The organism is Streptomyces sp. NPDC039480, from assembly GCF_055597165.1.
Map to the genome: position 1 here is coordinate 55,861 of NZ_JBVITX010000009.1, position 20,062 is coordinate 75,922.

The 20,062-nt window shown below is 73.7% G+C and carries 16 protein-coding genes, 2 tRNA genes and 1 other RNA gene; 6 read left to right on the forward strand and 13 right to left on the reverse strand.

Going from position 1 to position 20,062, the window contains the following annotated elements; genetic code table 11:
• Positions 1-113 precede the first annotated feature (113 nt).
• The 5 genes from ACZ56E_RS26405 to ACZ56E_RS26425 all read left to right on the forward strand — a co-directional run bounded on the left by ACZ56E_RS26405 (position 114) and on the right by ACZ56E_RS26425 (position 3,958).
• Positions 114-1,115 carry an ABC transporter ATP-binding protein gene (locus ACZ56E_RS26405; protein WP_471217878.1) on the forward strand — a complete coding sequence of 334 codons (1,002 nt, stop codon included), beginning with the start codon at positions 114-116 and terminating at the stop codon, positions 1,113-1,115.
• Complete coding sequence (locus tag ACZ56E_RS26410) at positions 1,112-1,891, forward strand: ABC transporter permease (RefSeq protein WP_471217881.1); 780 nt, start codon at positions 1,112-1,114, stop codon at positions 1,889-1,891. The genes ACZ56E_RS26405 and ACZ56E_RS26410 overlap by 4 nt, the downstream gene beginning before the upstream one ends.
• Positions 1,892-1,904: 13 nt before the next feature.
• Complete coding sequence (locus tag ACZ56E_RS26415; protein WP_471217883.1) at positions 1,905-3,254, forward strand: sensor histidine kinase; 1,350 nt, start codon at positions 1,905-1,907, stop codon at positions 3,252-3,254.
• Positions 3,251-3,859 carry a response regulator gene (locus tag ACZ56E_RS26420; RefSeq protein ID WP_468606985.1) on the forward strand — a complete coding sequence of 203 codons (609 nt, stop codon included), beginning with the start codon at positions 3,251-3,253 and terminating at the stop codon, positions 3,857-3,859. Before ACZ56E_RS26415 ends, ACZ56E_RS26420 begins: the two co-directional genes overlap by 4 nt.
• A 23-nt stretch (positions 3,860-3,882) precedes the next feature.
• Positions 3,883-3,958, forward strand: a tRNA-Gly gene (locus tag ACZ56E_RS26425).
• A gap of 75 nt (positions 3,959-4,033) precedes the next feature.
• Here the strand turns inward: ACZ56E_RS26425 and ACZ56E_RS26430 are convergent.
• The 6 genes from ACZ56E_RS26430 to ffs form a co-directional block, all read right to left on the reverse strand.
• Positions 4,034-4,930 (reverse strand): phosphoribosylaminoimidazolesuccinocarboxamide synthase, encoded by an 897-nt coding sequence (locus ACZ56E_RS26430; RefSeq protein ID WP_471217885.1) that lies wholly within the window; start codon positions 4,928-4,930, stop codon positions 4,034-4,036.
• Between the two features lie 939 nt (positions 4,931-5,869).
• Entirely contained in the window at positions 5,870-7,351 is a 1,482-nt protein-coding gene (locus ACZ56E_RS26435) for a N,N-dimethylformamidase beta subunit family domain-containing protein (protein WP_471217887.1), read from the reverse strand.
• Between the two features lie 691 nt (positions 7,352-8,042).
• Positions 8,043-9,854, reverse strand: coding sequence for a M48 family metalloprotease (locus ACZ56E_RS26440; protein WP_471217889.1), 1,812 nt, complete (start codon positions 9,852-9,854; stop codon positions 8,043-8,045).
• A gap of 354 nt (positions 9,855-10,208) precedes the next feature.
• Entirely contained in the window at positions 10,209-11,462 is a 1,254-nt protein-coding gene (gene purD / locus ACZ56E_RS26445) for a phosphoribosylamine--glycine ligase (RefSeq protein WP_471217891.1), read from the reverse strand.
• A gap of 447 nt (positions 11,463-11,909) precedes the next feature.
• Positions 11,910-14,231, reverse strand: coding sequence for a DNA polymerase III subunit gamma and tau (locus ACZ56E_RS26450; RefSeq protein WP_471217893.1), 2,322 nt, complete (start codon positions 14,229-14,231; stop codon positions 11,910-11,912).
• A gap of 44 nt (positions 14,232-14,275) precedes the next feature.
• Positions 14,276-14,374: signal recognition particle sRNA small type (ffs, locus tag ACZ56E_RS26455), an RNA gene on the reverse strand.
• Between the two features lie 120 nt (positions 14,375-14,494).
• Here ffs and ACZ56E_RS26460 point away from each other — a divergent pair.
• Positions 14,495-14,579, forward strand: a tRNA-Ser gene (locus ACZ56E_RS26460).
• A 78-nt stretch (positions 14,580-14,657) separates the two neighbouring features.
• On the opposite strand, the gene ACZ56E_RS26465 is transcribed toward ACZ56E_RS26460, so the two are convergent.
• Genes ACZ56E_RS26465 through ACZ56E_RS26495 form a run of 7 tightly spaced genes read right to left on the reverse strand, consistent with a single transcriptional unit; the run spans position 14,658 to position 20,055 of the window.
• Positions 14,658-14,894, reverse strand: a complete 237-nt coding sequence (locus ACZ56E_RS26465; RefSeq protein WP_471217896.1) for a hypothetical protein — start codon at positions 14,892-14,894, stop codon at positions 14,658-14,660.
• Between the two features lie 10 nt (positions 14,895-14,904).
• A complete protein-coding gene (locus ACZ56E_RS26470; RefSeq protein WP_471217899.1) occupies positions 14,905-15,132 on the reverse strand; it encodes a hypothetical protein in 228 nt (75 codons plus the stop codon).
• A gap of 42 nt (positions 15,133-15,174) precedes the next feature.
• Positions 15,175-16,029 carry a peptidoglycan-binding protein gene (locus tag ACZ56E_RS26475; RefSeq protein WP_471217901.1) on the reverse strand — a complete coding sequence of 285 codons (855 nt, stop codon included), beginning with the start codon at positions 16,027-16,029 and terminating at the stop codon, positions 15,175-15,177.
• Positions 16,030-16,046: 17 nt separating this feature from the next.
• Entirely contained in the window at positions 16,047-16,682 is a 636-nt protein-coding gene (locus ACZ56E_RS26480; RefSeq protein WP_471217903.1) for a hypothetical protein, read from the reverse strand.
• A gap of 52 nt (positions 16,683-16,734) precedes the next feature.
• Complete coding sequence (locus ACZ56E_RS26485) at positions 16,735-16,872, reverse strand: hypothetical protein (RefSeq protein WP_471217905.1); 138 nt, start codon at positions 16,870-16,872, stop codon at positions 16,735-16,737.
• A complete protein-coding gene (locus ACZ56E_RS26490) occupies positions 16,869-19,250 on the reverse strand; it encodes a hypothetical protein (RefSeq protein ID WP_471217907.1) in 2,382 nt (793 codons plus the stop codon). The genes ACZ56E_RS26485 and ACZ56E_RS26490 overlap by 4 nt, the downstream gene beginning before the upstream one ends.
• The gene (locus ACZ56E_RS26495; protein ID WP_471217910.1) at positions 19,237-20,055 is read right to left on the reverse strand and encodes a hypothetical protein; all 819 of its coding nucleotides are present in this window, start codon (positions 20,053-20,055) and stop codon (positions 19,237-19,239) included. Before ACZ56E_RS26495 ends, ACZ56E_RS26490 begins: the two co-directional genes overlap by 14 nt.
• Positions 20,056-20,062: the final 7 nt, after the last annotated feature.

Below are 20,062 nucleotides of genomic sequence, written 5' to 3' on the forward strand. Positions count from 1 at the left end.
CCGGGGCCTTCTTCGTGCGCCTTCGTACGCTCGTGGGTGCTTCTGACATTTGTCATGCGGGCCGGTGACAGCGCGCACTGCCGACGTCCTCCGGACCCCGGGACGCTTGAGTCATGACTGACCAAGTGATCGACGTGACCGATCTGCGGCGCGTGTACGAAGGGGGTCCCCCCGCGCCCTTAAGGCGTGGGGGCGGTTTCGAGGCAGTACGGGGGATCTCCTTCGCTGTGGGACGCGGTGAGCTCTTCGCGCTGCTCGGCACCAACGGCGCCGGCAAGACGTCCACCGTCGAACTCCTCGAAGGGCTCGCGGCACCGGCCGCCGGACGGGTGCGGGTGCTCGGACACGACCCGTACACCGAGCGGGACGCGGTGCGCCCGCGGATCGGCGTCATGCTCCAAGAGGGCGGTTTCCCCGCGGAGTTGACCGTCGGCGAGACCGCGCGGATGTGGGCGGGGTGCACCAGCGGGGCCCGGCCCGTCGGCGAGGCCCTGGAGATCGTCGGGCTCGCCAAGCGGTCCCGGGTCCGCGTGAAACAGCTCTCCGGCGGCGAGAAGCGGCGCCTCGACCTGGCCATGGCGCTCCTCGGCCGGCCCGAGGTGCTCTTCCTCGACGAACCCACCACGGGACTCGACGCGGAAGGGCGGCGCGAGACCTGGCAGCTGGTCAGGGACCTGCGCGACAACGGCACCACCGTGCTGCTCACCACGCACTACCTCGAAGAGGCCGAGAGCCTCGCCGACCGGCTCGCGATCCTGCACGAGGGCCGGATCGCCGCCGAGGGCCGCGTCGCCGACGTGGTGGCCGAGCAGCCCTCCCACATCTCCTTCGAACTGCCCACCGGGTACTTCGTGGGCGACCTGCCGCCGCTCGCCGCGCTCGGCGTGACCGGGCACGAGACGGACGGCCGCCGCGTCCGGCTGCGTACCGAAGAGCTGCAACGGGCCGCCACCGGGCTGCTGTTGTGGGCCCGCGACGCACGGGTCGAGCTGACCGCGCTCGACGTGCGCGCGGCCACGCTGGAGGAGGCGTTCCTGCGGATCGCGCGGGACGCGCAGAGCGGAACGGACGAGGCCGCCGGGCGGCGCCTCGGCGACAAGGAGCTGTCGGTATGAGCACGGCGACCATGACGACCCCGGCACGCCGGATGCAGGCGCTGGCGCGCGCCGAGCTGACGCTGTTCGGGCGGAACAAGGCGATGCTGTTCGCGGCGCTGTTCGTGCCGATGGTGATCCCGCTCAGCATGCGGCAGGCCGCCGAAGGCATGGACCTGAAGGGCACCGGGCTCGACGTCGGCACCGTCGTCCTGCCCAGCGCCCTCGGCTTCTCCCTGCTGTTCGCCGTGTACTCCGCGCTGACCGCCGTCTACGCCGCCCGGCGCGAGGAGCTCGTGCTCAAGCGGCTGCGCACCGGCGAGCTCCGGGACCCCGAGATCCTCGCGGGCGCCGCGCTGCCGTCGGTCCTCATCGGGATCGTGCAGTGCCTCGTGCTCTCCGTGGGCTGCGGGGTGCTCCTCGACGCCGGGGCGCCGAGCGCGCCGCACCTCGTCGTGCTCGGCCTCGCCGCGGGGCTCGTGATGTTCGCCGCGCTGGCCGCCGTGACCGGAAGCGTCAGCAGGACCACCGAGTCCGCGCAGGTCATGAGCATGCCGCTGATCTTCGTGTCGATGATCGGCTCCGGGCTCTTCATCCCGCTCGAGGTCATGCCCGACAAGGTCGCCTCGGTCTGCGAACTGCTCCCCCTCTCGCCGGTCATCGAGCTGATCCGCGGCGGCTGGGCCGGCACCCTCTCGGCCTGGGACGCGCTGGGCGCCACCGCCACCGCGGTGGCCTGGACCGTACTCGCGGTGTTTGCTGTACGGCGATGGTTCCGCTGGGAACCCCGGCACTGAGGGAGGAGCCTCCGTGATCGACCGCATGCGGGCCTGGCAGCGCGACTGGCACGGGCGCAGCAAGATCGAGAGGGTCGAGCTCCAGAGCACCGCCATGTGGCACGCCATGCCGTGGATCTTCTTCCTGAGCTGGCTCTCGGTGCCGCTCGGCCTGAGCCTGCGCCCGGGGCTCGCCGCCCAGCTCTTCGGCTGGTCGCTGATCGTCCTGGCTGCCGCGCAGTGCGTGCACGTCAACCGCTCGCTGCGCCGGTCGATCGACCACTACCTCCGGCGGGCGCCCCTGCCGCGCCGCGACCTCACCGTGGCCGCCGTCCTCATGGGCGGCACCATGGGACTCGCCGTCGGCCTCCAGGCCGTGGACGGCGTGGACAACGGAATGCTGGGCCTCACGACCCTGTACATGACGATGCCGTTCGCCCAGGCGCTCGCCTTCTCCGTGCCCGTCCGTGGCTTCCTGGCCTGGGTGGCGCTGGTCGACGCCGCGGCCGTGGCCGCCTTCGCGGCCGGCGGGGCCCGGGGCGGGGAGCTCGTCGCGGTCGGCGGCCTCATCGCCTTCGCCGGCCTCCTCGCGCTGGTCTCCACGCGCTGCGGCGCCTGGACGCTCTCCGTGATGTGGGAGGGCGACCGGGCCCGGGAGGTCGAGGCGCGGCTCGCGGTCGCCGAGGAGCGGCTGCGGTTCGGCCGTGACCTGCACGACGTGATGGGGCGCAACCTCGCCGTCATCGCCCTCAAGAGCGAGCTCGCGGTGCAGCTCGCCCGCCGGGGCCGGCCGGAGGCGGTGGACCAGATGGTCGAGGTGCAGCGGATCGCGCAGGAGTCGCAGCGGGAGGTGCGCGAAGTCGTACGGGGATACCGCGAGGTCGACCTCGCGGTGGAACTCGCCGGGGCGCAGGGCGTGTTGGAGGCGGCGGGAATCGTTTGCCGGGTGACCGGGTCCGCGGCGACGCTGCCCGCATCGGTGCAGTCGGCCCTCGGGTGGGTCGTGCGGGAGGCGGCGACGAACGTGCTGCGGCACGGTGACGCGGGGCGCTGCGACATCACGCTGACGGTGGACGAGAGGAGGGCGGCGCTGGTGGTGGAGAACGACGGAGCGCCGGAGATCGCGCCCGAACAGCGGGGCTCCGGCCTCGCGGGGCTGCGGGAGCGGTTGGCCGCGGTGGACGGGGTGCTGGACTTCGCGTCCGGCGACGGCGTGTTCCGGCTCACCGTGGAGATTCCCCTGCCGCCGCCCGGGGCGCACGACCCGGCAGCGGCGCAGGAGCGGGACGGGGAGCGGGGCCGGGGCCGGGACGGGGACCGGGGCCGGGACCGGGAGCGGGACGGGGACCGGGGCCGGGGCCGGGGCCAGGGGGTGGCCGCGTGAGCCTGCGCGTCCTGCTCGCCGATGACGAGCACCTCATCCGCGGGGCGCTCGCCGCGCTGCTCGCCCTCGAGGACGATCTCGTCGTGGTCGCCGAGGCCGCGTCCGGGCCCGAGGCGCTCGCCATGGCACGGGCCCACCGGCCCGATGTCGCCGTGCTCGATCTGCAGATGCCGGGCGCCGACGGTGTGAGCGTGGCCACATCTCTGCGGGACGAACTCCCGCAGTGCCGCACCATGATCGTGACGAGTCACGGCAGACCGGGGCATCTCAAGCGGGCCCTCGCGGTGGGGGTGCGCGGCTTCGTGCCGAAGACCGTGAGCGCCCAGCGGCTCGCCGAGATCATCCGTACCGTGCACTCCGGAAACCGTTACGTGGACCCGGAGTTGGCGGCCGACGCGATCTCCGCGGGGGACTCGCCGCTGACCGCCCGCGAGGCCGAGGTGCTCGAACTCGCCGCCGACGGGGCGCCCGTCGCGGAGATCGCCGAGCGCGCCGCGCTCTCCCAGGGAACCGTCCGCAACTACCTCTCCTCGGCGGCCACCAAGATCGGGGCGGAGAATCGTCATGCCGCGGTACGTCTCGCACGCGAGCGAGGTTGGGTATAGTTGGTCTCGCGCTTCGGCGCAACGCGGACGTAGCTCAGTTGGTAGAGCGCAACCTTGCCAAGGTTGAGGTCGCCAGTTCGAACCTGGTCGTCCGCTCCAGATGAAAGGCCCCGGTCATCTCGACCGGGGCCTTTTCCTGCACCGGCCACCAGGAGGTGCCGGTTCGCGCGCCGGCTACCAGGAGGTGCCGGTCAGCCGCTCGTACGCCTCGATGTACTTGCCGCGGGTGGCGTCCACGACTTCCTGCGGCAGCGCCGGCGGCGGCTGCTCGCCGTGGCGGTCCCAGCCCGAGGCCGGCGAGGTCAGCCAGTTCCGCACGAACTGCTTGTCGTACGACGGCTGGGCGCGGCCCGGTTCCCACTGGTCCGCGGGCCAGAAGCGCGAGGAGTCCGGCGTCAGGACCTCGTCGCCGAGGATGAGCGCCTCCCCGTCGAAGCCGAACTCGAACTTCGTGTCGGCGAGGATCAGGCCGCGGTCGCGCGCGACGTCCCGCGCCCGGCTGTAGACGGCCAGGGTCGACTGGCGCAGCCGCGCCGCGGTGTCGGCGCCGACCTGGCGGGCCACGTCCTCGTACGACACGTTCTCGTCGTGCTCGCCGACCGCCGCCTTCGCCGCGGGCGTGAAGATCGGCGCGGGCAGCTCCGAGCCGTCGACCAGGCCCTCGGGGAGGGCGAGGCCGCAGACGGTCCGGGAGTCGTTGTACTCCAGGAGACCGGAACCCGTCAGATAACCGCGGGCGACGCACTCCACCGGGACCATCTGAAGGGGCTTGCAGACGAGGGTGCGGCCCTCCCAGTCGGCGGGCGCGCCCTGCGGCACGTCCGTCGAGATGACGTGGTTCGGGACGAGGTCCGCGAGCTGGTCGAACCACCACAGGGAGAGCTGGGTGAGGACGCGGCCCTTGTCGGGGATCTCCGAGGGCAGCACCCAGTCATAGGCGGAGAGCCGGTCGCTGGCGACCATGACGAGCTCGCCCGCCTCGTTCTGGTACAGCTCGCGCACCTTGCCGGTGTGGAGGTGGACCAGACCCGGCACCTCGAGCGGCTCGGGCTTTTCTACGAATCCGGACACGGTTCCCTCCCGTGGTTCTGGCCAAGTGAGGACGATTCTCCCGCATGGGAGACATGGTTTTGGCCATGGGTCGAGTGGGGGTGGGGGGTGGGGTGTATCGGTGGGGGTGGGGGCGGGGTTCGGCGCGCCTGGGGGCGGGGGCGGACGCGGGGTGGGGCGCGCCTGGGGGTGGGGCCGGACGCGCCTGGCGGCGGGGCCAGATACGCGATGCGCCCGCGGCGGCGCGGGCAGTCGCGCCGGGGAGCGTGTCCAGTCGTGCCCGGCGGCGCGGCCAGACGTGCCTGGGAGCGCGGCCAGTCGCGCCCGGCGGCGGGCAGACGCGCCCGGGAGTCCGGCCAGTCGCGCCCAGTAGCGCGGCGAGGCGCCCCTGGCGGCGGGCAGACGCGCCCCGGAGCCCGACCAGACACGCCCGGCAGCGGAGCCGGACGCACCCGGCAGCGCGGGCAGACGCCCCCGGCGGCGGGCAGACGCGCCCCGGAGCCCGGCCAGTCGCGCCTGGGGGACGGGCAGTCGCGCCCGGCAGCACGGCCAGACGTGCCTGGGAGCGCGGCCAGACGTGCCCGGCGGCGGAGCCAGACGCCCCGGCAGCGCGGCCAGATGGCCCGGGCGGCGGGCAGACGCGCCCCGGAGCCCGGCCAGTCGGGCCTGGGGGGCGGGCAGACGCGCCCGGCAGTACGGCCAGACGTGCCCGGCGGCGGAGCCAGACACGCCCGGCAGTGCGGCCAGACGCCCCGGGCGGCGGGCAGACGCGCTCGGGAGCCCGGCCAGCCACACCTGGGCGACAAGCAGACGCACCCGGCGCGGGCAGACGCGCCCCGGAGCCCCGGACAGTCGCGCCCCGGCGACGCAGCCAGACGCCTGCGGGGGCGCGGCCAGACGCCCACGGCGGCGCGGTCAGTCGCGCCTGAGGGCGGGGCCAGATGCCCCCCGGGGGCGGGGTCAGTCGCGTTTGCAGATGCGGTCCAGGAGGTTGGCTGTGGCGCGCTGGATGCGTGTGTCCACGTGGCCGGGGCGGTCCAGGGCCGGGGACCAGGCGAAAGTGCCGGATGCGAAGACCAGGGCGCCGGACGGGGCGCGGTAGAGCGACGACTCCTGGTGGCGGGTGACGCCCTCGGTGTCCTCGTACGGCGAGTGGGCGAGCAGGATGCGGCCCTGGTGCTGGGGGAGCGCGGTGCGCGGGAAGTAGCGGTCGGCCTCGCCGGCGACCAGGCCCGCGATCTCGTCGTTCTCGTGCGCCCCGGTGGCCTCCCACAGCCAGTGGTCGGCGTTGCGGACGACGAGGGGGCGCGGCTCGGGAACGCGCCCCGCGTACTGGATGCCGAGCAGTTGCTGCTCCGCCTTGTCCTGCTCGCGCCACAGGGCGGGCCGGCCGGGACCGCGGCGCTTGCGGCAGGTGAGGAGGCGGTCCTCGACGCCGGACGCGGACGGGCCGAGCTCCACCTGCCAGTACATGGTGTTGGCGGAGAGGAAGACCAGGGACGTGCCGTGCTCGCGGGCCAGCTCGGTGGTGCGGCGCATGCTGGGCGACCAGTACTCGTCGTGGCCGGGAAAGACCAGGCCTCGGTACCGGGTCGGGTCGATGCGGCCCGCGTGCAGGTCGCGGGCGTCCGCGTACGCCAGGTCGTAGCCGTATCGCTCGGCCCAGCGGATGAAGTCGTAGGCGTGGCCGACGTGCAGGGGCAGGCCCGCGCCGGCGTACGGCCGGTCGAAGGAGACCGTGACGGCGGCCTCGCTCTCGCCGAGGAGTCCGCCCTCCTCGTCCCACGCGTGGTAGAGGCTGGCCCCGGTGCGGCCGTCCTCGGGGTAGAGGTTGTACGCCTGCCAGGTGATGTCCGGCAGGAGCAGCAGGAGGTCGGCGGGGTGGCTGTCGCGGACCGTGAAGGGGACGTGCGAGCGGTACCCGTCGGCGGTGGTGAGGACCGCGACGTACGCCCCGATGCTCCAGTAGCTCGGGATCTGCAGTCGCCAGGAGAGCCACCAGTGGTGGCAGGAGACCGTGCGGTCCGCGGTCAGTGGGGCGGGCTGGACGATGCCGGAGAGGCGGGGGCTGGTGGTGATCTTCGACGCGCCGTCGCCTCCGTAGTGCCCGATGCGGTAGATGTCGACGCTGAACTGCTGGGGCGGGTCCACGGTGACGTGGAAGTCGATCGCCTCGCCCGGGGCGGCAGCGCCGGTGGAGGTGAAGCCCTTGATCTGACGGTGCACGTCGTCGGCGGTGAGCGGGCCGCCGGTGCGCGGCTCCGGGATGTTCGCCGCGCCGGGGGCCGGGGCGTGGTCGACGTACCAGGGCACGACCTGGCCCGTGTCGTCGAAGTAGTGCTCGGATCCGCGCAGCCAGGGCAGCGGGCCCTGGCCGAAAGGATCCGATACGGCGTGCGCCAGCGCTCCCGATTCCCAGCGGCGGATCGGCTCCGACTTCATCTGTGCCCCTCCCTCGCTCCCCCGAGCCTGCGGCGCCTCATGGTGCGTACGGTCCGGCGGCCGCTCCCAGCACATCACATTACGCACGCGCACCGTCACCGTTCGTCGCGAATTGGTGTGAACGGAGCGTGATGCTCCGCGTGGGTCGATGGGCGGGGGGGCGGTGGTCGACCGGTGGGTGGATGGGCGGGGGCGGTGGACGACCGGTGAGTCGGTCGGCGGGGTGGCGGTGGACGACCGGTGAGTCGGTGGGCGGGGTGGCGGTGGGGTGGCGTCGGGGTGGCGGGGTGCGGCGGGGTTGCGGCGGGTTGTCGCGGGTGGGCGGTGGGTGGTGGGTGAGCGGCGGGTGGGTGGTGGGTGAGCGGCGGGGCAATGTGCCGGGGTGCTGGTTCGGGGGGCTGTTTGGGGGTGGAGGGCTGCGGCGGGGTGTGAGGGGCGCGCGGTGGGGCGCGCGGGGTGGGGGGTGCCGGGGGCAGCGGCTCCCGGGGGCCGGGGGGCCGGTGGGCTGCACAGGTCGCCGCACCCGTGGCGCACGCAGGGGACGGCGATTCGCGCAGCCGGAGCGGTGGCCCGGGCGCGCCCGGGAGATGCGGCGCGGTTCAGGGATGCCGGGCGGGCGGCGCGGTTGCCAGAGGCGCCCGGGAGGCGCGCCGCCGGTACCAGAGGTGCTGGGGGGGTGCCGGTGCCTGGGTCAGACCAGGCGGACCGGTTTTTCGGGGCGGATGCCCAGGCGGGTGAGCCAGTCCCGCAGGGGGGACGGGTCGCCGTCCTCGACGAGGCTCAGGACGCGCGGCGTGAGGTCCGCCGCGCGCTCCCCGTCGACCAGCAGCGCGGGCCCGTCGAGCCAGTCGAGACCGGGGGCGGCACCCGCGGTGTCCACCGCCGCACAGCACACCATCGCCGTCACGTGATCGGCGAGGAGCTCGCGGCCCGTGCGCGGCGGCTGGAGCGGGAAGAGGGGCAGCGCGCCGTCGTCCCAGAGGGCCTCGTCCGGGCCCTGCCCGGTGGGAGCGGGGCGGGGCGGCGCCGCGGCCTCCTCCCGGGCGAGCTCGGCGGTGAGCCCCGCGGCCAGCATGCCACCGCGGCTCTGCTCGTCGGCATCATCGGCCTCGTCGTCCGCAGGGAAGAGGGACGCGGCGTGCTCGGGGGACCCGGGGGCGAGCCGGTGCCGCGGGGTCCTCGACGCCGGGCCGGCACCCGCCGGGTCGTCACTCTGCGTACTGTCCGGGCCAGACGCCGTCAGGTGTTCGAGGACGCGGCCGAGCGTCGGCCCATCGGGGTCCGGAGCCGTCGGATCGGTGGAGTGGCCGACGCCGAGGGAGTCCAGGACGCGGTGCAGCCGGGCGGCGTCCATGCGCCATTTCCGGTCGACGACCTCGTCCGGATACTCCTGCCACGCCACCGGCGCCCAGTCCGGCCCCGCCTCCGCGGGCCCGCCGTGGAAGAGCCGGGCCGCCAGCAGCGACGCTGCCTCGTCCACCGAACCGGGCTCCTCCAAGAGGTCGCAGGCGGGACGCTCGCCCAGGCGGGAGGCGAAGCCCTCCGCGAGGCGGTCCCTGCGGGACAGCTCGGTGAGCGCGGAGACCACGCCCGCGTCGAGCCGGGAGGGCCAGCGGCCCATGCGCCAAGCGGGCAGCGCGACCCGGGTGAGCAGACGGTCCCAGCCCGCGTACGCGAGGCCGACCTGTTCCTGCGCGACGATCCGCACGCCATAGTCCACCGCTTGGGCGCGCTCGGCGGCGGCCGCGGCGACACCGCGCTCCATCTCGGCGGCGTGCACCCGGCAGTGGCGCAGCAGGAGCCGGGCGATCCGGCCGATCCCGGCGAGCACCACACGCGAGACGGGGTCGCGGCCCGGGGCCGTGGCGACCGCGACCGCCGCGTCGAGCCCGCGGACGAAGCGGCGGGCGGCGGCTATGTCGGGGTGCGCCGAGGGCCCCGTCCCCGCCACGACGGGGGCGAGCACCGCGCGCAGCTCACCGACCCGCATCCACCACAGGAACGGGGAACCGATGACCAGCACGGGGGCGACGGACGACGGGCGCCGGGCGTACGGCGACTCCCCGCGGTCCCGCGCGGGCGCGCCGCCGTGCGCGGGATGGGTGCGGTCCTCGAGCCAGCTGTCGCAGTCCGGGGTGAGCGCTATCGCCGAGGGCGCGGGCACATCCAGGCGGTCGGCGAGGTCCCGCACCAAGCGGTACAGATCGGGGGCGGACTCCTCGGTGATCGGCACCGTCGGGCTCAGGGCGGGTCTGGCCCGCGCGACGACCAGGCCGACGCCGCCCGCGACGAGCAGCACGAACACGGCCACGCCGGTCACGGCCCAGCGGACGGCATCCCAACCCTCGCCGCCCGCATGGCCCATGGCCCCGGCCGCGAGCAGCACGACAGCGGCGGCCGCGGGCAACAGGGCGACGGCCAGTGCCCTGCTGCGCAGCCGCAGCACGGCGAGGGCCCGGGAGCGCGCGGCCTGCGCGCCCACCTCCACACCCGTACCTGACACGACCGATGGCACCCCCTGCTGCCTATTGCTCGGCCGTCGGCCTGGGCCGACGGCACACATCAACGGCGTTCGTGTTGCTCACTCCCCCACTGTGGCACCCGCCACCGACATCGCAATGCCGGTGGTCTGTTTGGCTCTGGGCGCCTTGAACGCTTTCGCCGCACCCTAGTTGGGGCGCCCGCCATCGTCAGCCGGATGGGCCACCGGTCACTCGATGGAATGGCTTTGGCTAAAGCTGGCTGCCGAAAAGGCCCCGGATCCAGTGTCAGATCCGGGGCCTAAGGTCGGCGGGAGTGGCCGAAAGTCACGCGGGGGTGGCCGGGAGGAAGCGGGGGTGTCCCGGGGGGGGACGGGTTACGCCTTCGCGGCGGCCTTGGCCGCGATGTCCGTGCGGTGCTGGGAGCCGTCGAGGCGGATGCGGGACAGCGCGGTGTACGCGCGCTCCCGCGCCTCGGTGAGGTCGGCGCCCGTCGCCGTCACGGACAGCACGCGGCCGCCCGCGCTGACGACCGCGTCGCCGTCGCGCTTCGTCCCGGCGTGCAGGACGTACGCATCCGGGGCATCCTGTGCCGCGACCTCGTCCAGGCCCTCGATGGGCTCGCCCGTGCGCGGCGTGCCGGGGTAGTTGTGTGAGGCGACGACCACGGTGACCGCGGCGTCGTCGCTCCAGCGCAGCGGGGGCAGGTCGGCGAGGTTGCCGGTCGCGGCCGCCATCAGGAGACCGGCGAGCGGAGTCCTGAGGCGGGCGAGGACGACCTGCGTCTCGGGGTCGCCGAAACGGGCGTTGAACTCGATGACCCGTACGCCGCGGCTCGTGATCGCCAGACCGGCGTACAGCAGCCCGGAGAACGGGGTGCCGCGGCGCCGCAGCTCGTCCACGGTCGGCTGGAGCACGCTCTGCATGACCTCGTCGACCAGCTTCGGGTCGGCCCACGGGAGGGGCGAGTACGCGCCCATGCCGCCGGTGTTCGGGCCCTCGTCGCCGTCGAGTGCGCGCTTGAAGTCCTGGGCGGGCTGGAGCGGGACGACGGTCTCGCCGTCGGTGACCGCGAAGAGGGAGACCTCGGGGCCGTCCAGGAACTCCTCGATGACGACGCGGTCGCAGGCGAGGGCGTGGGCGCGGGCCGCCTCGACGTCGTCCGTGACGACGACGCCCTTGCCGGCGGCGAGTCCGTCGTCCTTGACGACGTACGGCGCTCCGAAGGCGTCGAGGGCCTCGTCGATCTCCGCCGGGTTCGTGCAGACGTACGACCGGGCGGTCGGCACGCTCGCGCCCGCCATCACGTCCTTGGCGAACGCCTTGGAGCCTTCCAGCAGGGCGGCCTCCTTGGACGGCCCGAAGCAGGGGATGCCCGCCGCGCGCACGGCGTCGGCGACGCCCGCGACGAGGGGGGCCTCCGGGCCGACGACGACGAGCGCCGCGTCCAGCTGCTGGGCGAGGGACGCCACGGCGGCGCCGTCGAGGGCGTCGACCTGGTGCGTCTCGGCCACTTCCGCGGTGCCGGCGTTGCCGGGGGCGCAGTGCAGCTCGGAGACGGCGGGGTCGAGGGACAGAGAGCGGCACAGGGCGTGTTCGCGGGCACCACTGCCGATGACGAGGACCTTCACGGTGGTCAGCCTAGCTCGGGGGGCGGGGCGCCTTTGTACGGGCCGCCCACATGGGGCGACGGATCCCCTCGTACGTTCCTCCAGCCCACGGGGCCGCACCGTACCGAACCATCCCGCCGCTCCGCGGCGAACACCTCCCACCCACCCACCCGTTCACCCCGCACCGCCCGGCGGGAGTAGGGGCCCGGGGGGCCGGTGGGGAATCATCCCCGCCGCGCAGTGGCGGGCCGGGCACTCCTGACCCGGGGGAACGTCGCAGGCGGCCCTAACCCACCCGCTCCTACCCCCGCGGGACGTCGCGGGGCAAACGGGTGGGTGGGTGGGAAACATCCGCCGCGAAGCGGCGGGCTCGGCGCCCCTACCCCCGCAGGACGGCGCAGGCAGAAACCCACCCACCCCCTACCCCGGCAGAACGGCGCCGGCAGGCCGGCGCCCAGAGACGTGGCGCTATTCGTTCGGGTACTCGTCCACCACCGTCGCCCCCAGCTCCCGGACAATCAGGTCGTGGCCAGAGAGCGCCGACTCCACCAGGTCCGGGTCATCGTCCTCGGGGATGTCGTCCTCGGGGGACACGTGTTCCGGGGCCGGAGCCGGGGCGGGAGCAGACGCGCGTACGGGAGGCGCCGCCTCCGGGGCGGGCGGGGGCGGGGACTGGGGCGCGGCCGGCGCCGCCGGGGGCGGTGACGGCTGCTGCGGGGCCGCGACGGGACGGGCCGCCATCGGTGCACCGCCGAAGTTCCCCGCGGCAGGCGGCGGCGCCGAGCCACCGGACGGGTCGACGATCGCCTCGACCTTCCACTGCACGCCGAACTGCTCGGACAACGCCTGCCGCAACACGTCCTCGCTGCCGCTGCTCGCGAAGTTGTCGCGCGCGCCCGCGTTGACGAAGCCGATCTGGAGGGTCGTCCCGTCGAACCCGGCCACCTGCGCGTTCTGGCTGAGGAGGATCCAGGTGAAGCGGCGGCGGTTCTTCACCGCTTCGAGGATGTTCGGCCACAGGGTGCGAGGGTCGGGCCCACCGGCGGGGGGCGCGGCCATAGGGGCCGGCGCCTGGGGCGCGGAGGGCTGCGGGGCGGGGGCCTGCGGCGCCGGGGCGGAAGCCGCAGGGCTGCTGCTCCCCGCGGAGGCCGCGGTCGGCCAGCCACCCGGGCGGGACGCCGCCGGACCGCTGCCGGGCGCCGAGGCCGTCGGCCAGCCACCGGGGCGCCGCTCGGCCGCCGGGGCGACGGGAGCGGCAGCAGGAGCCGGAGCCGAAGCCTGAGGAGCAGGCGCCTGCGCCACCTCGGGAGCCTGCGGAGCCTGCGCGGGCTGGCCGCCAGCCTGCGGTCCGCCGTCCGCCACCTGCCCGCCCCCGCCGACACCAGCACCAGCACCAGCACCAGCACCAGCACCAGCACCAGCCTGCGCCGCCGCCCCGGCCCCCCGCACCGCCGCCCGCGCGGCCGCTGGGCCGCCACCCGGCGGAACGGGGGGACCGGGCGGTCCGGGCGGGACAGGCGCGGGCCCGCCCACAGGCATGGCCACCCCCGGCTGCTGCACGCCCGCGTGGGCCTCGGGCCCGGGGACGTAACCCATCGCGGGGCCGGGGCCCTGGCCACCGGCGACGAAGTTCCCGCCGCGCTCCAGGCGCTCGAGGCGGGCCATCATCGAGCGCTCGTCGTCATAGGCGGCGGGAAGCAGCACGCGGGCGCAGATCAGCTCCAGCTGGAGCCGCGGCGAGGTGGCGCCGCGCATCTCCGTGAGGCCTTCGTTGACGATGTCGGCGGCGCGGCTGAGCTCGGCGCCGCCGAAGACGCCGGCCTGCGCCTGCATGCGCTCCACGACGTCGGCCGGTGCGTCGATCAGCCCCTTCTCGGCGGCGTCCGGCACGGCGGCGAGGATCACGAGGTCCCGGAGCCGCTCCAGGAGGTCGGCGACGAAGCGCCGCGGGTCGTTGCCGCTCTCGATGACGCGGTCGACGACCTCGAAGGCCGCAGCTCCGTCCCCGGAGGCGAAGGCCTCGACGACGGAGTCGAGCAGCGAACCGTCCGTGTAGCCGAGGAGGGAGGTCGCCATGGCGTATGTCACACCGTCGTCCGCGGCGCTGGCGAGGAGCTGGTCCATCACGGACATGGAGTCACGCACGGAGCCCGCGCCGGCCCGCACGACCAGCGGGAAGACACCGTCCTCGACGGCCATCTCCTCGCGCCCGCAGACCTCGGCGAGGTAGTCCCGGAGGGTGCCGGGCGGCACGAGCCGGAACGGGTAGTGGTGGGTGCGCGAGCGGATCGTGCCGATGACCTTCTCGGGCTCGGTCGTCGCGAAGATGAACTTGAGGTGCTCCGGGGGCTCCTCGACCACCTTCAGCAGGGCGTTGAAACCCGCCGAGGTGACCATGTGGGCCTCGTCGATGATGTAGATCTTGTACCGGCTGGACGCGGGGCCGAAGAAGGCCTTCTCGCGCAGGTCACGCGCGTCGTCCACGCCACCGTGCGACGCGGCGTCGATCTCGATGACGTCGATCGATCCCGGGCCGTTCCTCGCGAGGTCGCGGCAGGACTGGCACTCGCCGCAGGGCGTGGGAGTGGGACCTTGCTCACAGTTCAGACAGCGGGCCAGGATGCGCGCGCTCGTCGTCTTGCCGCAGCCGCGCGGGCCACTGAACAGGTACGCGTGATTGACCCGGTTGTTCCGCAGCGCCTGCTGCAGCGGGTCTGTCACATGCTCCTGCCCGATGACCTCGGCGAAAGACTCCGGGCGATAACGGCGGTACAACGCGAGAGACGACACGTATACGAGGTTATAGGCGACCACTGACAACCCGGACCGCCCCAACGCAAAGCGCCCCTCACGCACCCGCCAGAGCCGACCTACCCTTGCTGCCTTCCGGCCCTGGGGGAGTTCAGTCAGATAGCGCCACGTGAGGGGCTGACGCCCACCCTAGCGGATCCGGGCCCGCGGAGGCGACGCCGGGACCCACCCTCCCGACCTCGGGAAGCCCCCGAGTGGATCGTGTTCGCGAGCACTCCCCAACGTCTTGTATTGTTTGCGGCGGAGGATTCGCCTAGTGGCCTAGGGCGCACGCTTGGAAAGCGTGTTGGGGGCAACCCCTCACGAGTTCGAATCTCGTATCCTCCGCACCCGCCCGCAAGGGCAGCCGAAGGCCCCGACCGTTTCGACGGTCGGGGCCTTCGTCGTTCTCCGGCCCCCGGTGCGTCACCTGCCGCCCGTCTGCCAGAGCGTCACCGCCAGGGCCGTGCAGGAGGTGATGGCTGCCAGGGAGGGGAGGGGCCAGCGGTTGCGTTCCAGGGTGTCCAGGCGGTCCTCGTGGTCCGAGAGGGTCTTGTCGGTCTGGTCGGCCCGTTGGAGGAGGAGAGCCAGGTCGCCCCTGGTGGTGGCGAAACCCACGTCTACGGAGCGGCGCAGTCTCTCCAACTCCAGGGGGATGCTCACGCTTACGGTGTCAGTTTCGGGCATCGTGCGGCCCCTTCCTCCGGAGCCACGGAGGCAGCAGTGCCTCCACGGCCGGCACCGCCATCAGGCGGCTCAGTGCCGTGGCGAAGGCCACCAGGCCCGCGAGCGCCGGGGCGTCGGCGATGTCCGGGTCCGTCGCGAGGAGTGGCAGCGCGGCGAGGAGGGTGAAGAGTGTCTGTACGGCGGTGCGCAGGCCTCTGCGTGTGGTGTCGCTCATGGGCGTCCTCCCAGGACTCGGTGGACTCGGTGGACTCGGTGGTCAGGAGCGCGGGACGCGCAGCCGGTCCCAGCTGGCCCGGCCCGGGATGCCGTCCGCGTCCCCGCCCCGGTAGCCGAGCTTGTGCTGCCAGACGGCGTACGAGGCACGGTCGGCCTCGGTCCAGACCGGTCCCGGGCCGACGGCGTACCGTCCGCAGCCCTCCTTGACCAGGCGGCGCCCGACCGCCGTGCAGAGCGCGCTGTGCCGCCCGATCGTGAAGAACGCGGCACCGGGGAACGGTTCGTACGCGGTGTCGTCGTCGCCCGGCGCATCGGAGCCGAGGCGCGTCGCCACCCGGCCGCGCATCACCGGCATCGAGAAGGTGGGGTCGATCTTCCGGCGGGTCCACTCCTTGTGGCCGATGACGCTCGCGCCCGACCAGCCGTGCGCCCGGCACAGGGCGGCGGACAGGCGCTCCACCGTGTCGAGCTGGGCGGCCGGGAAGGGGTCGCGGCCGTTGCCGAGGTTCTCGATCTCGAAGCCGTAGAAGCGGGCGTTGCCGTCCACGGCGTCGGGGCCCGGCCTGGACGGCGGCACCTTCGACCTGCGTACCGCGTCGAGCACCGCGGTCGAACCGTGGCCCGCGTGGTTGGTGCGGCCGTAGCCGACCAGGTGGAGCGTGCCGTCCTTGGTGATCAGGCCGATGCACAGCGGGCCCGGCAGGGCGGACATGCCCCTGCGGCAGAGCACGAGGCTGTCGGTGCCCGCGGTGTGGTGCAGCATGACGCCGTGCACCGGGCCCCAGGCGCCCTTGTGGTTGCGGTTGTGCGTCCTCCAGTTGCCGTGTTCTCTCATGCGGACGCCCTCGCCGCGCAGGGCGCGGACGAGGGCGTCGGGGGTCAGAGGTGTGGCCATGGGCCCTCCTCGGTGCGTCAGTTCATGGGGGTGATCGTGAGGAACCGGTTGGTGAGGCTCGTCGAGGTGGCGGTGGTGCGGAAGGCGCCCGTGACGGTGTGGGCGGCACCCACGGTGAGGCCGGAGACCGGGAACTGGATGCTCGCCGAGACCTGGTTCGTGCCGCCGACGGTGGCCGCCCGGGAGTCGGCGGCGGCGGATACGACCCGCGTGCCCTGCTTCACGGAGGCCGAGAAGTAGGTGAGGCCCGCCGCGCTGTTGTTGAACCGGGCGCCGACCGTGATGAGCGCGATGCCGGACGGCGGGGCGATGAACGAGACGGCCAGGGGGTCCGTGGCGCCGGTGAGCGTCTCGACGTACGCGGTCGAGTTCGTCGTACCGGTCAGCGTGCTGAACCAGTGCACCGGGCCGGGGACGAGCGGCGCCCACTGCTTGGCGGCGGTGAAGTGGTAGTAGCGGCCGGGGTTGTTGAGCCAGGCGACCATGCCGGGGATCGGGTCGGTGACCTTCGCGTCGCGGGCCGCGGCGTCGGCGAACCGCAGCACGGTGCGGCCGTCGACGGCCTCGGCGAGGGACTGCAGGTGGACGGGGATGTCGGCGTTGTCGGTGGGCTGCGGGTAGGGCAGGCTGCCGAGCGGGGTGAGAGCGACCATGGGTTCGGATCCTCCTGAGGGCAGGGGCGGGCGGTTGGGGCCGAGGCCTCGGTCAGCTGTCGAGTGGCGGAGGCAGCGTCTCGCTCGGGTCCATCCCCTCGTCGTCCGCCGCCACGAGGGGGTCGTCGATCTGGACGGGGCCGGGCGGGGGCACGTACGCGTCGGTGGCCGTCAGGTCCTCGGGGGTCATTGCGTCGCTCCCGGTGTCGTGAGCAGCGTCCGGTAGCTGATCGCCGCCGCGGTGAGCGGGGCGAGCGTCGCGTACTGGGCGGTGAGCCGTTGGTACGTCCGCTGCTTGCCGTAGGCGGGGTCGACCGGGCCGTCGGGGGTGAGGCCGTCGTCGGCGGGGACGCCGTTGTAGGCGGTGCCGCGCAGGGTGAGGGTCTGCTGCGGCGCGCTGCCGGCGGCGTGTGTGGTGCGGATGCCCACCACCCAGGCGAACGTGTCCAGTTCGGCGCCCGCGGAGTCGACCACGCGGACCACGTCGCCGAGCTGGATGCGCGGGTCGTGCAGGACCTCGACCTCGCCGAGGAGCGGCACGGGGTAGCGGCCCGCGGTGAGCATGGCGTTCGAGAGCGCGGAGGCGGACGTGGAGGTCTGCACCCACTCGGTGGCGGGGGCCGTGTACTGCTGCTTGCCGTAGTGCTGCTGGCTGGTGGTGTTCCACCGGGCGTACGAGCGCTGCTTGGGGTCGGCCGAGCGTTTGATCGGGACGATGCGCACGGAGGGCTTGCCGTCCTTGGTCACCGTCCACACGCTGGTCGTACCGCGGTTGGAGAACCGTACGAAGTACGTCGGGCCCTCCCGCCAGCAGCTCACCGACACCTTGCCCTTGACCGCGGTGCCGCCGGTCTTCGCGGTGCCGAAGCGCACCCGGTGGCCGTCGTTGACGACGCTGTCGTCGGTGATCACGAGCGGGCCGATGTCGTTCTCGTCCTCGGCCATCGCGTACTGCACGACGACGGCGGTGTTCGGTTTGATCTCGCGCACCACCGTGTCGTCCACCGCCTCCCCCGCCAGGGCCTTGATGCCGTTCCAGTCCTGGTAGGGCTGCTCGCAGTGGTTGCGGCAGGCGTCGATCTCCTCGGTGACGGTGAGCGAGGCGATGTCCCTGCGCGTGGTGACGGTGAGGTCAGGCGCGGCCGGCACCTTGGTGAACCGCGAGGGGCCGCGCCAGCGGAAGACGCCCTGCTCGTCGAATTCGGCGGTGGACATGCTGGCCCGCGCGATCTCGGTGATCACGTCCCACTGGGAGCCGGACACCTTGGGGATGTCGTAGAGGGGCAGTTCGGGGAGGTCGAGGACGGCGCCCTTCGTCCACCAGCCGGGCGGCTCCCACGCCGTGCCCGTGAAGCTGTCGACGTCGGGCAGGAACCGGTCGGTGACCTGGAGGCACTCCACGGCCATGTCGGTGGTCAGGTCGATCCGGTTCAGCTCCGAGATCGGCTGGAACGCGGCTTCGTTGGTGAAGGTGTACTTGCCGCCCACGCGGAGCGCACCGTCGGGGGCGGTGAGGCGCGGCTGCACGGTCGGGGCGACGGTCGTCCCCGTCGACCTGGTGTCCACCAGGAAGCCGAGGTGCCAGATGCCGCGCAGGGACGCCAGCTTGTCGATGGTCCACATCACCCCGGACGAGCCGACGTCCTTGGTGCCGCAGGTCATGGTGATGACACCCGTGGAGATGTCGAAGGAGCCCTTGATGAAGCCGGTCCTCGTGCCGCTCTGGTCGAAGACCGTCGAGATCTCGACCAGATTGCCGCGCGTGAGCGCCGTGTTGACCCAGCACTCCACCAGGAAGACCTTGCCGGGCATCACGAACCGTGAGCGCGGCATCCAGGAGGCGGTGAGCCCCGCGGCCTTCGGCATCAGGGCGATCTCGTGGGGCGCGCCGTCCTGGATCCAGTCGTACGTGGTGGGGCTCGGCAGGACCTCCGGCTGGCCGTACGTCGAGTTGAAGCCGCCGTGCAGGGAGGCGTAGAGCACGGTGAACGGGTTCTCGTCCGCCGTGTCGTCCTTGTCGACGAGCGGGGCGCGCGGCGGCGGGCAGGTGTGGATGCCGCCCTGGCGGAGGAGCTCGTCCACGCACCAGGTGGCGGTGGCGACCGGCCGGCCGTAGTAGTAGCCGTGGTACGGCCGTGGCAGGGAGGCGGGGCCGCGCAGCCGCTCGGCGCCGTCCAGGGCCTGCACGGTGACGGTGTCGCTGCCGGAGGTGGCGGTGCGGGAGCGGACGGTGCCGCGGAAGGCGGGCAGGGTGCGGCTGCCCGCGCCCGCCGTGTGGACGACGGACTGCCCGGGCCGTACGACGTCGCCCGTCCCGCGTTCGGCCCAGGCGGAATAGAGGCGCGGGGCGGGGATGTTCTCCGTGCCGCCGAGGAGCAGTTCCAGCTGGGCGGAGGCGCTGCCGGAGAAGGCGCGCATCGCCTCGGGCAGGTCGGTGGCGTAGGCCCGCTCGACCTTCCACGACTGGACCTGCCGGCCCAGCTCCTTGCCGCCGAGGCGGGTGGAGTGGGCGGGGACGCGCTCGGGGGAGGAAAGGGCCTCGTCGAGTGCCTCGTCAGAGGGCTGCACGGCGCACCTCCACGAGATCGACACTGATGTTGCGGTACGGCAGCGGGCGCGCCGGGACGTCGCTGTACGCGGTGACGGCCATGGCCGGGCAGCCGTCGCCGAGGGCGTGTGCGACGGGGGTGTCGCCGAGGGTGAGGCAGGCGCCCGCGAGCCCGAACAGGCCGATGGCGCCGGGCCGTCCGACGGGCGTGGCGAAGGCGGCGCCCGTGGGGGCGGTGGCGGTGAGGGTGGTGCCGTTGGTGTGGCTGGTGCTGAGGTATGTGCCGTCCGCGGCCTTCCAGTCCAGCTGGGCGGTCGCGGTGGCCGGGTCCCAGCCGGCCGGCAGCAGCCAGGAGGCCTGCATGCCCGGCACGACCGGCCACCCCACCCATGTGCCGTGCACCCAGCCGACGGCGGCGGCCGGGTCCTGGCAGTCGGCGGTGGTGACGGCGTCGGCGTTGCGGGCGAGCGCGATGTCGCCGTTCATGGTGAACCAGTGGTCCCAGCCGCCGGAGACGTCCGACTGCCCGGCCGCCTGGTAGGGGTCGAGGAGGTTGACGGAGACCGGGTCGAGCACGACGAGCGGGCCGCGGCCGGTGCCGACGCGGCGGGCGAGCCGGGCGAGGTGCTGGGCGTCGGCGGGCTCCAGCGCGTCGAAGGAGAGCTTGAGGCGGCGGACGGTGCGGGTGGGGGCGAAGGTGGTGACGCGCCCTTCGAGCGCCTTGAACTCGGTGACGTTGAGCTCGGCGGTGCGCTCCCAGCTCTTCGCCGCCTGGTGGATTTCGCGGAGCCGGCCGGGGGCTCCGATCCACAGGTTCCTGGCCATGGAGTCC

Coding starts and splice junctions, on each gene's coding strand:
- ACZ56E_RS26435 (WP_471217887.1), bottom strand. CDS start 7,351: ATGAAGTCGGAGCCGATCCGCCGCTGGGAATCGGGAGCGCTGGCGCAC.
- ACZ56E_RS26470 (WP_471217899.1), bottom strand. CDS start 15,132: ATGAGCGACACCACACGCAGAGGCCTGCGCACCGCCGTACAGACACTC.
- ACZ56E_RS26405 (WP_471217878.1), top strand. CDS start 114: ATGACTGACCAAGTGATCGACGTGACCGATCTGCGGCGCGTGTACGAA.
- ACZ56E_RS26410 (WP_471217881.1), top strand. CDS start 1,112: ATGAGCACGGCGACCATGACGACCCCGGCACGCCGGATGCAGGCGCTG.
- ACZ56E_RS26495 (WP_471217910.1), bottom strand. CDS start 20,055: ATGGCCAGGAACCTGTGGATCGGAGCCCCCGGCCGGCTCCGCGAAATC.
- ACZ56E_RS26480 (WP_471217903.1), bottom strand. CDS start 16,682: ATGGTCGCTCTCACCCCGCTCGGCAGCCTGCCCTACCCGCAGCCCACC.
- ACZ56E_RS26485 (WP_471217905.1), bottom strand. CDS start 16,872: ATGACCCCCGAGGACCTGACGGCCACCGACGCGTACGTGCCCCCGCCC.
- ACZ56E_RS26475 (WP_471217901.1), bottom strand. CDS start 16,029: ATGGCCACACCTCTGACCCCCGACGCCCTCGTCCGCGCCCTGCGCGGC.